This is a genomic window from Deinococcus sp. Leaf326 (assembly GCF_001424185.1).
In the GTDB taxonomy this organism is placed as follows: Bacteria; Deinococcota; Deinococci; order Deinococcales; family Deinococcaceae; genus Deinococcus.
In genome coordinates, this window is record NZ_LMOM01000069.1 from 1 (window position 1) to 10,385 (window position 10,385).

Sequence of the window (10,385 nt, forward strand, 5' to 3'; positions counted from 1 at the left end):
CCACTCGGCGTCCGTCAGATCGTTCGGATAGGCAGATCGGGACATGGGCGTATCACCTCAGCCCAATCGTCCACCTTTGTTGCTGCGGGAAAAACCTGCACCAGCACGTTTTTCAGACGCACTTTATTGAGAACGGCATAGCTTGGAGTCAATCTGGGAAGCTACCCCACTTACTCGCAGAGCGCCGAACGTCTTGCAGAAATTCAAACCTACGCAGTTCTCAATAATTGTGGGGGGTTTCCTCCTGTGACTGGCGAAGAAGAACGCCTGAGTGTCCCCACCGGCTACAGCTCCAGTACCGACATCATCGTGTCGTTCACTCAGGCAGAAGCGTGGGCGGTCGGGGCTGGGGTGCTGTGCCTTGCCTTGACCGCCTTCCTTCGCCGCCCGGAGTGGGTACGCTGGGCATTGCTGGCTCCCGGCTTGGCCCTGACTGTGAGGGCGCTGCGATGAGCGAAAGCCGGACGGTGCCGGTCGTGATCGTGAGCACAGATCACGCTTTCCCGTGGCGCGTCGGGGCAGGTGTGGGCTGCCTGCTACTGGCCTTCCTCTTTCGCTGAACCCTGCCGGCCTGGGCGCGCTGGGCACTGATCACAGTGGGCGTGGCCCTGATCGTAGGCGGCTTCCTGCTGTAACCAGCGAAGGAAGAACATGATGGAATCCGCCTCAGACTTCCTGTCCCTTCCGCTCTTTCACGTGCTATTGCCTTGGCTGCTGGGTGCGGCGTGGGTGCTCGTGCTGGGCTTAACCTGCCTGATCGTGGCCCTCTACTGTCACCCATCACTAACCGACCGAGTGCGCTGGGCACTGCTGATAGTAGGTGTAGCCCTGATCATCGGAGTCTTGCTGCTGTAACCGGTGAAAGGAAGACCAGATAAGTTCCCCTGCCAGGTCCACCTCAATTACAGACCTCCTCGTATCGTTCGTGTCAGCAGAAACGTCGATGATCGTCGCTAGCTAGGGTATTTTGCTTCGTTCTGGCCGCACTCCTTCCGGGGTCTCCCAGCGGTCGGAGGTCAAATAACTTGTTGGGAACTGAGCGCTCAGGATTGGGTAGGGGTAGTCGTAAATGTAGAATAGATCAACTGATTTAAAAAGGTAAGCAGTGTAATTTCACTAGTATCTAGATCTGCCAAGGTCCTATACTGCGACGATGAACCAACACGCCACCACGTTTTGTCCTGTGTACCGGGCCATCGGGGTGTTGCAGGAGAAATGGATGCTGCACATCGTGCGGGCACTGCTGAGCGGCGACCGCGGCTTCAACGTGCTTTCCCGACTGGTTGGTGGGTGCAACAGTGCCACCCTCTCGCAGCGCCTAGAACAGCTTGAAGGTCTGGGCGTCATCAAGAAGGCCACCGACACTGAGATGGCAGGGAAACTGGCCCGCAGCATTTACAGCCTGACTGATGCCGGACGTGAATTGCAGTCGGTCATCGACGCCATCGATACTTGGGCGCGTGTCCATCTGCACGATTCAGCAGCGCAGGTCACTGAACCCCTGGAGATGCTGGCGCGGTAACGAACCAAGCTCACGTTCGGCTTGGAAGCAATCACGGCTGATTTGGTCTCCAGCCTGCTCTGTGCCCCTATAAACACAGACTCAAGACGTTGAGGAGAGCGGCCGGGGCAGCGTTGGCGGCTTTGTTGAGACCGAAGAGGGCCATGATGCCGGTGACGATGCGCAGCGCGAAGGACTTTTTATTCATACGGTGGGGGGTACGCGGTGTCGGCCGTCAGGACGAACTGCGTGAGGGGAACAGCCGCTGGGGGGACGCAAAGACACCTTCAGAGACGATCTCGGCAAGACCAGGGAGGCTGCGGGCCACTGCCTGTGGGCATCGCTGTGGGCTACATCTTGTCCCGTAACCGGGTCAGGATCTGCGCCAGTATGCGGGCGATGTTTTCCGTGTCATGCACGGGCACAGCGGTTCCGAACAGTGCCTCCCAGATCGCCTGTCCCTGGATACCCTCCCCAATCAGGAGGGGAACGATGGTGCGGTTCTCCCGCTGCTGCTCGGTGAGGAGCAGGCCACAGATGACGCGGTCGTACGCCACGAGTTCGCCGTCGCAGATGATCGCGATGACCTCCCGCTCGTCTGGTCGACGCTCACCTGCCAGGACGAGTCGGAGTGCACTGGAGAGCAGAGTCCCCCCCCTGGCCTCCAGGCCGGCGATGGCGTCCACGCTCTCCGCCCAGGGCATGTCCAGGGGCACAGTCTCGTAGGCCTTGTAGTCGAAGCTGACGACCTGCAGGCGGCTGCCGGCGAGATTCGCTGCACGGGCCAGCATCAGGGCGGCTTCCTGTGCAGCGTTCAGGCGAGCAGAAAGGGGGCGGGGCGGTCCTCGCCGACCTTGCGGCCGAAGTATTTCTCCGCGCCCTGCGGGTAGCGGTCGAACCGGAACCGGCCCTTGCTGCGGTGGGGCGTGGCATGTGCCGGGCGGATGGGCGGAGCGAGGATGCGGGTGAGGTGCCGAGCGTGGACCTCGATGCGGTCGAGGATCTCCTGCGCACTTTCGCGCCGGCCGAGATCGCGGGCTGGACCAGCGTGATCCGATGCCCCCTGGCTGGGGTCTTCGCCTGGGGCGGGTGGGGGCGGCGCGGGAAGGGGGACCTCTCCCCTCCCCTGCTGGGACGGCCTCTGTTCGTTGGCGTCCTCCTCGTCTGAGGCAGTCGTCGTGGTCCCGGATGGCTCTGTATCGGTCTCATGCGCCTCGAGCGCCTCCTCCTGTTCAGAATCTCCCGCTTCAGTGCCCGCCTCGTCCTCGGCCTGTTTGGGATCGGGGGTCTCCCCTCCCCCATCGGCATCCTCCGTTTCTTTGCTGTCGCCCGGTTCCCCAGTCCCTTGCGGTTGCCCCTGCTCCTCGGGTTGTTCCTCGCTAATGCCCCCACCATCCGCACTCAGCTCCGGTCGGGCCTTCGGGGGTTCACCCGCGGGCGGTGCAGGGCGCAAGGCCAGGATCTGCGCTGCCAGACGCTCGACCCCGTCGCGGGTAGTGTCCCAGGCTTCCTCGACGAGTGGCCGCGCCTGTTCCCAGGCCTCCTGATCCTGCGCCTGGATCTCGGAGGGGACGTCAGGCCGGTCATGGCTCCACCGCTACCGCAGGCACGCAGTCATGAAGTCGATCGGCTCCGGGTTCCCCTTCAGCAGCATGGCATCGCCGAGGAAGTCGAAGTCGCTGCAGAGCTCCGGGAAGCGCCGCATGACGAGGCGCTCCATGCGCTCATCCTCCAGAGCATTCCAGAGCCAGCCCAGCTCGCCGGCGGGCTTGCTCGCGCTGAAGACGACGTGGCCGGCCTCGTGCGCCATGATGGCCCGCAGCAGCTGCGTGCGTTGACCATGCGGCGTCTGGGGGTCGAAGCGCACGCCCATGGCCGGAACGGGGATCAGGTCGGGGTTCAGGAGGACGCGGCACTGCTCGGGGATGACTCCAGCGATGAGATGGCCGCGCTGGAGTTCGAGGCGGAAGTCGCGGCGGCGACTGACCAGGCGGAACAGCTGCTCGATGTAGCGTCGCCAGGGGAGCTGCTGGTGCCAGGCGAGGGTGGGGAGGGTGATCATGCCAGACGAACATCCCCAGCCGGGCTGGGGGAGGGATGTTTCGTGCGAGTTTCAGGACGTGGGGGTGCGTCGCAGACGTGGACAGGTCGTGCTGGTGCCCAGCCAGGGTGAAATGGCCAGACACAGGCCGACCATAAAGACCATGAAGCAGGCGCTCCCTCCAGACTCCCAGAGCCACAGGGCGCCCAAGCTCAGGAGCGTCAGGCCGGCGCCGGTCACGCTGATCTGGCCGACGGACCAGCCCCTTCGCTGGAAGAGCAGAGTAAGACCAGCAGTTAGCAAGACTATTGCGCTGATCTCGAACACGCCGTGGAGGATCTGCTTGATCGGGAAACGCTGATCGGCAAAGAACAGTCCCGGCCAGGTCAGGCCGTGGAGGATTTCCGGCTCCGGGAGCATGGTCAGGCCTCACAGGAGTGCACCGAGGATCAAGTGCAGTAGCCGGTGATGGCTCGCCTCTTGACCTTCCAGTCGCTGGAACGCTTAGCGTGCAGGGGTATGCAAGGACGACTGATCATCTCCCGTTTTGCTCTCCTCACCGGTCTATCGCCCAAGACGTTGAGGTATTACGACGAGATTGGTCTTTTGCAACCCCGCTGGGTGGAAGAGACCACCGGGTACCGGTACTACAGTGCTACCCAGATCAACCTAGGGATTCGCATCCGCCAGTGGCGACAAATGGATCTACCCCTCGAAAGTATTCGGCAGATACTTCACTCCCCCGCGCAGGCAAATGAAGTTCTGAGGCAACACGAGCAGCGCCTCCAACATGAGATTGCCACTCGCGAACGCGCGCTCCTTTCCCTCTACACCTCACTTCAGGAGACCCCTATGGACTACCGCCTTGAACACCTCCCCACTCTTCAGACGCTCAGCATTCGTACCCTGCTCCAACCACCGCACTATGACGTCATTCCAGAGGCGCTTCAGGAATTGATGGAGTACAAGAACGCCCAGGGATACCACCTCGCCGCCCCCAGCTTTTTCGTTCACCACAACGAAGTGGAAGGTGAAAAGGGCGTAGTCGAGATCTGTCTTCCAGTAACAGGTCATGTTGAGCCTCAAGGACGGATCGAGGTGTGTACCTTTGAGGGTCGCCCGGCATTCATCGGGCGCTTCGTAGGCCCATATGACAAAACAGGGGCGGCATACACCGCTGTGGTTGAGGAGGCGGTACGGCGAGGTCTAAGCATCACGGGGAGCACGGCCGAGATCTATGTGAAGAGCGTACCCCACACCCCTGACCCCAACGCCTATGAAACCGATATCGCTTTTTTCCTTCAACCAGACTGATCGGATGAAGCTCCCCGCTTCCGCATTCCTGAATCCGGTGAGCTGACCGTCGTTCGCTAGGCGCCAACACTACTCACCACAGCTCTTGACCTGCGCACAGATCATTCCCAGGTACTATGTTCTGCTCGCCCGGAGAGTTGCGATGGGCTCAGGCCACCTGTAGGGCATCAAGCACCTGCTCTCTGAGGGCACTCAGGAGCGCTTCCTTCACGGCCTCCTCAAGGGCGCCCGTGTGGGGCTCGCGTGGGCAGCAGTAGGGCAGGGCCACGGTCTCGAAGGCTTCCATGAACGCGACCGCGAGTTCTTCTCCGTCGTCGACCAGGGTCCGGACTTCCTTGATGAGGGCGATGGTCTTGCGGGCGTCCAAGGCCCGGAGGGGCAGTGCTCCTGGGGTGCTCATCGCCTGTCGGGTGACGAGCTCGGCCTCGAAGGCCACGTTCGCAATCTGCTCGTCACCCGCCACCTGGAGGTAGAGGGCACGCGCTGTCCGCTCGTCGGCCTCCCGGTACTCGAGCGTCAGGTCGATGCGGCTGAGAAGCGCACCGTCCAGCCGGTCTGCGGTCTGGAGGTGATCCTGTCCGAGGTTGGTGGTCATGACCCAGGTGAGGTTCTGGACGGGGCAGGCCAGGTGATCACCATTGGGCAGAGGGAGCAGGTAGTGGCGCTCTCCCCCACTGAGCATCTCTTGTGGGATGCCAACGGCCAAAGCTTCAGCGGTGCTGATGGCGTCGAGCGCCCCGATGAGGACGTTGAGGGTTTCAGGCAGGTACCGGAGCACTTCGTCGATCAACAGCAGGGTCGGTTTTTTCGCGGCCAGCAGGAAGGCGCGGCTGATGGGACCATCCACCCACGCCGGCCCCTTAGCGGTCGGGTAGACCGCCCCGATGAAGTCACGGTCCTCGACCCCAGGCGATCCCTTGGCGATGACGAGGTGCAAGCCTTGCTCGACGGCGACCTGCTTGCTCGTTTCCGTCTTGAAAGTGCCGGGTGGGCCAACGAGCAACGCCACGCCGCCGCGCCGGGTCAGCCGGGTGAGGCGGTCGCGGTGGGTCGTTTGGGGCCGGGCGCGGAGCGGCGGATGGATCAGGGTCGCGAGATTGATCTGTGGCAGCGCCTGGGTATTGAAGTCGGTCTCCAGGGTCGGGTCGCCGTCCTGAGTATCGCGGAGCGGCGGATGGATCAGGGTCGCGAGATTGATCTGTGGCAGCGCCTGGGTATTGAAGTCGGTCTCCAGGGTCGGGTCGCCGTCCTGAGTATCGAGTCCGAAGGAAGCGCTGCGCTCACTCATCTCGGCATCCAGGGTGTCGGTCAGGGTCATCAGGGCGAATTTGACGTCCTTCACCCCAGTGGACTGACGCAGGACCGTCGCCGGCATGGGATAGGACAGGCCCTGGCGCTTCAAGACGCGGATGAACGCCCCCAGCGCCCGCGCTGTTTCCGGCAGGCGGTCCGGGAAGAGCAGGGCTTCGGCGAGCGCGGCCAGGGGGGTGGCGCGAAAATGGACCCTGGTGGCCATGACGTAGGTCGTGATGACCTCGCCCGGACCGGGGCCACGCACGGCCACCTGGATATCCGAGGTGCGCGCGTGGAGACGCAGGTGGCCCTGCCGGCTGGCGAACAGCTGGGTGTCACCGCTCAACAGGAGGAAGACGGCCTCTCCCAGACCGTGGCTGTAGTAGCTGAGGTCTCCCTGGCGCCGCGGTGCCCGGGCCTGGGGAGGAATTTCCTCGTTCGCGTCAAAGTTCGTGAAGGACGTTGGCGTACTGTCCGCGCGGGCGGCAAGCTGGAGATGGGCTTCGATTCGGTTCATGCTGCTCTCCTCTGCCCGTAGGGCGAGGGTGCCCGGATCAGGCCCCCTCTGGAGTGGATTCAGAACGGGAGGTCATCCTCGGGCCTGTCGAGAGGCTGCTGGGAGGGCGGTGGTGCGGATGGGTGAGGCCGGTGTGGTCGGCTCGTTTGGTGGTCGCGCTCGCGGAGGTGCTCGCAGACGGCTTGGAGCGTCCCGCTCGGGAGGGTCAACGTGGGATGTGAGACGCGGAGCTGTTTCAGGAGATGGGCCGTGTCGATCAGGTCCTCGACGGTGTGGGTCACGCTGCTGATGTTCACAGAGCGGTACAGCCGTTTGGGAAGATGGCTTTTGATTAGGGGGGCCCACTCGGGGCTGCTGAATGGTGCGGCCGCCAGCGTGAGGGGGGCGGGACTGATGGGCCGCTGAACCGTGGCTGTGAGGGTGGGAAGGGCGTAAAGCGGGGGGCCACCGTGACCTGTGCGCCGAGACTGGCCGCGAGGCGCTGAGCGGCCAGACGTTCTCCCAGCGCCTCGACCAGCCAACGGAAGTCCAGCTTGGGGGGAACGTTCATGCCCGAGTGAGCGGGGACGCACCGGAGTACGGCCGCTTTCAAGTCGGGGGAGGTCATTCCACTGCGGTGGAGTGCGCAGGCGAACGCCAGGCGATCACTGTCTGTGAGGAGGCGCGTGGCGTCGGTCAGAGGGCCGACCAGGTGGCGCAGGTAGGGTTTGACCCTCCGTTGGCCGTGCCGGAGCAGGCGGGGGTCGGCCTCGTGGGTGGCCTCGAAGTCTTCGAGCAGGATGGGGACGGCCAGCAACTGGGGAAAGCAGATGGCGCGCAGGAGGATGCACATATCCGTCTGGCGAGTGGCATAGGTCTTCAGGTGCCGGAGCTGGGCCAGGTTGAGCTGCCGCCTGGCCAGATTCCAGACCAGGGCGCGGAGCAGCTGGTGCGCCTTGGGGCTGAGCTGCTGAGAACTGCGCAGCCGGTCTGTGGAGAGGGTGCAGACGTAGCCCTAGGGCAGCAGAAAAAGACGGTCGCCCTTGAGGCGCAACTGCGGCCGCCTCGTGAAGGTGTGGGGGAATCTCTGGATGGCCTGCCTCATAGGACGGGGCTTCCCTGCGGTACCCCACCGCAGGGGAGGGTGCGCAGCAGAGGGTGCGTCTCTGACCGCGCCGCCCTCTCCCCTGCTCTAGCCCGGGCTCAGAACGGCAAATCCTCCTCCAGCACCGGGTGAGTGGGATGGTTGGGGGGAAGAACCACAAGGCCGCCTTCCGGAAGCTGCCGCAGATCGGTGGTCTTCACGCGTAGGCCAGTCAGCTTCAGGGACAGCGCGGCCGTCTTGAGATCGTCGGCCGTCTGGGGAGACCGGTTGTGGTCCAATTTGTACTGGACGACCTGCCCCTTCCCGACGTCCAGACACAGCTGAGGCAGGTTCAGGGCATCCCGAGCCACCACAAGGATGACCTCGCCGCATAGGGCGGCCCGCGCGTAGCTCGACACGCAGTTGTGCAACCCCTCGCTCGTCTCTATGAGGTCGTGCGTCCACGCCACCCGGCGGAACTGCAAGAGGCCGAACGTCGGACACAGTAGGTTCTGATCCAGAACCGCGAAGCGCTCGTCGGTCGCCGAGGGAATCTGGCGGTTCTCCTGCTGAAGGCGGCGATGGATCCGGGCGAGCGTGTCATGGACCTCCCGCAGGGTGCCCCGCGGCGGCATGAAGTCCGGGCGATGGATCCGGGCGAGCGTGTCATGGACCTCCCGCAGGGTGCCCCGCGGCGGCATGAAGTCCGGTTGGGTGACGTGAATCTCTTCCAGCAGATGGCGGGTGTCCCGGAGATGCATGATGACCTGGCTCAGATCAAGGCCTCCAATGCGGAACTGGCGTCTGTGGCGAGCCTGCGCCTTGAGTGGGAGCGGCTGAGCAAGGCCTCGCCCCCAGCCCCGGTTCTGGGCGGCACCGACAGACACAGGGGGACGAACCCGAGGGGGGAACAGGGCGCGCTTGAAGGCCGGGGCCACGTTGATGCGGTCGCGTTCCGAGAGACCGTGCAACAGTCTCTCCGCAGCGACGCGCTCGCCGACTTGCGTGATGAGCCACTTGAACTCCAGTCCATGAGGGACCGCCCCAGCAGAGTCGGTGGGGATATGTCTGAGGATGGCGGCCTTCAGATCAGGCGAGGTCAAACCGCTGCGGTGAAGGGCGCGGGCGAACTCCAGTCGGTCCAGACCGGTGATGAGGTGAGTGGCGCGCGGCAGATCGCCGATGAGGTGGCGCAGGTAGCCTTTGACGCCGCCCTGATAGCGCAGGAGACGGCGGCGTTCCGTGGCGGTCGTGAACTGGGCATGCTGAAGCAGAACGGGAACAGTGAGGAAGGCCGGGAAGCGGATGGCGCAGAGCAAGGTGCTGAGGTCAGGGTTCCGGGCGGTGTAGGCCTTCAGGTGGCGGAGTTGGGCGGGGCTGAAGAGGGCGTGGGCGAGTTCCCAGGCGAGGTCGCGTGCGCCCTGTTCGGCCTCGGGGCTGAGTTGGACTTCGCGGGGGAGGCGGCCTGCGCTGATATTCCAGATGCGCCCCTGGGCGAGGAGGAGCAGGCGCTTGCCCTTGAGTTGGAGCCGCGTGCGCTCCTGCACCGTGGTAAAGCGGCAGAACGGTGCGGGGGCGTACGCGCCGGTGCTGGGCAGTCGGCTCGTGGCGCTGAAGCAGGTGGTCAGTTCGTAGAACTCCCGGACCCCTGGGGTGAAGGGATGATCGCGCAGGCCAGTGACCTGGATGACATGCGGAAAGAGGTGCACTTTGAGGGCGCGGGCCTGGTGTTCTGCGGGGATGCGGGGCGCGATGTGCTCGGCGAAGAAGGCCTGCATCTCGGGGGAGAGCGCGGTGACGGGGCCGGTGAAGTCCGTTAGGACCTGAAAGGCCTCGTGGGGCGCAGAGGCAGTGGGATGCATTCCTGGAAGCCGCCTGCGTAGCGGATCCAGAGACATTGCACGTCCTGGGCATTGCCCTGGTCCTCGTGACCGGTCTGGCCGTATGTGAGGAACCAGAGGACGCGGCGGGGACCGTCGTGGCGTTGCGCGGAGCGCTCGGCACGGCTCTGACGGGGGCGTGGCCTGGGGAAGTTCACTCATGGGGTCGGGGGTCCCTGTGGCGCGGAGCGCCGCAGAGGAGGGGCAGCCTCTCCAGAGAACAGGCCCGTCTCCGTGCGGCAAGCCGCGAGAGTGAAGAGGGTGTACCTAAAAAACAGCCCACCGCGGCAGGAGCCGGGTGGGGCAGGGTGGAGGATCAACTGTCGGCGTCGATGACCGGGAGGCTGGACTGATTCGCCTTGGCGCGGCTGGTCTGGTCGATGCTACCGTCCTGTTTGCGGATGACCGCCAGGTTGCTGATCGGCACCTGCATGAAGTACCCACTGGTGAGTTCCAGCTCGTCCGTCCCGGGGGTCAGGGCGCGCACTTGATAGCTGGCGCGTGTCAGGCGGCGAATGCTGGTATCGGCAACCGTAGGGGGTGGCGAGTACCAATGGTAAGCGGCGCAGGGTTCTGTGGGGAGGTGCCTTTGCCGCAGGGGCAGCTCCAGATGCCGGTCGCGGCGGCGACCTTGGGCGCATTCCGCACGGCCGCTTTGGCGTGGATAAGAGGCTGAGGACAGAACGAAGGCGGAAACGGTCCCATGGCAGACTGAGGTATGCCGCGGAAGAAAGCCGACCCTGAGATCACCCTCACTCCACTTCCAGGCCGAGGGC

12 protein-coding genes are annotated in these 10,385 nt (G+C 64.2%); 4 read left to right on the top strand and 8 right to left on the bottom strand.

All coding sequences use genetic code 11. From position 1 onward, the window contains the following. The first annotated feature begins 246 nt into the window (after positions 1-246). The 3 genes from ASF71_RS24245 to ASF71_RS19190 all read left to right on the top strand — a co-directional run bounded on the left by ASF71_RS24245 (position 247) and on the right by ASF71_RS19190 (position 1,522). A complete protein-coding gene (locus tag ASF71_RS24245) occupies positions 247-453 on the top strand; it encodes a hypothetical protein (RefSeq protein WP_156372974.1) in 207 nt (68 codons plus the stop codon). Between the two features lie 198 nt (positions 454-651). Beyond that, positions 652-855 (top strand): hypothetical protein, encoded by a 204-nt coding sequence (locus ASF71_RS19185; protein WP_056303112.1) that lies wholly within the window; start codon positions 652-654, stop codon positions 853-855. Between the two features lie 298 nt (positions 856-1,153). Next, positions 1,154-1,522: a helix-turn-helix domain-containing protein gene (locus ASF71_RS19190; RefSeq protein ID WP_056303113.1), complete on the top strand. Its 369-nt coding sequence runs from the start codon at positions 1,154-1,156 to the stop codon at positions 1,520-1,522. A gap of 329 nt (positions 1,523-1,851) precedes the next feature. On the opposite strand, the gene ASF71_RS19195 is transcribed toward ASF71_RS19190, so the two are convergent. From ASF71_RS19195 to ASF71_RS19210, 4 genes are all read right to left on the bottom strand, one after another. Further along, positions 1,852-2,292: a VWA domain-containing protein gene (locus ASF71_RS19195; RefSeq protein ID WP_056303114.1), complete on the bottom strand. Its 441-nt coding sequence runs from the start codon at positions 2,290-2,292 to the stop codon at positions 1,852-1,854. 23 nt (positions 2,293-2,315) lie between these two features. Then, positions 2,316-2,954 (bottom strand): hypothetical protein, encoded by a 639-nt coding sequence (locus ASF71_RS24250; RefSeq protein ID WP_156372975.1) that lies wholly within the window; start codon positions 2,952-2,954, stop codon positions 2,316-2,318. A 144-nt stretch (positions 2,955-3,098) separates the two neighbouring features. Beyond that, entirely contained in the window at positions 3,099-3,563 is a 465-nt protein-coding gene (locus ASF71_RS19205) for a hypothetical protein (RefSeq protein WP_056303119.1), read from the bottom strand. A gap of 51 nt (positions 3,564-3,614) precedes the next feature. Next, positions 3,615-3,962: a hypothetical protein gene (locus ASF71_RS19210; protein WP_056303121.1), complete on the bottom strand. Its 348-nt coding sequence runs from the start codon at positions 3,960-3,962 to the stop codon at positions 3,615-3,617. A gap of 99 nt (positions 3,963-4,061) precedes the next feature. Here ASF71_RS19210 and ASF71_RS19215 point away from each other — a divergent pair, with 99 nt between their 5' ends. After that, positions 4,062-4,856 carry a MerR family transcriptional regulator gene (locus tag ASF71_RS19215; protein WP_056303130.1) on the top strand — a complete coding sequence of 265 codons (795 nt, stop codon included), beginning with the start codon at positions 4,062-4,064 and terminating at the stop codon, positions 4,854-4,856. A 148-nt stretch (positions 4,857-5,004) separates the two neighbouring features. Here the strand turns inward: ASF71_RS19215 and ASF71_RS19220 are convergent, their stop codons facing one another. The 4 genes from ASF71_RS19220 to ASF71_RS24260 form a co-directional block, all read right to left on the bottom strand. After that, complete coding sequence (locus tag ASF71_RS19220; RefSeq protein WP_056303122.1) at positions 5,005-6,666, bottom strand: AAA family ATPase; 1,662 nt, start codon at positions 6,664-6,666, stop codon at positions 5,005-5,007. 331 nt (positions 6,667-6,997) lie between these two features. Continuing rightward, positions 6,998-7,498: a hypothetical protein gene (locus ASF71_RS24255; protein WP_056303126.1), complete on the bottom strand. Its 501-nt coding sequence runs from the start codon at positions 7,496-7,498 to the stop codon at positions 6,998-7,000. A gap of 350 nt (positions 7,499-7,848) precedes the next feature. Continuing rightward, positions 7,849-9,591 (bottom strand): PcfJ domain-containing protein, encoded by a 1,743-nt coding sequence (locus ASF71_RS19235; RefSeq protein WP_056303128.1) that lies wholly within the window; start codon positions 9,589-9,591, stop codon positions 7,849-7,851. Positions 9,592-9,925: 334 nt separating this feature from the next. Continuing rightward, the gene (locus ASF71_RS24260; RefSeq protein ID WP_156372976.1) at positions 9,926-10,096 is read right to left on the bottom strand and encodes a hypothetical protein; all 171 of its coding nucleotides are present in this window, start codon (positions 10,094-10,096) and stop codon (positions 9,926-9,928) included. Between the last annotated feature and the right edge of the window lie 289 nt (positions 10,097-10,385).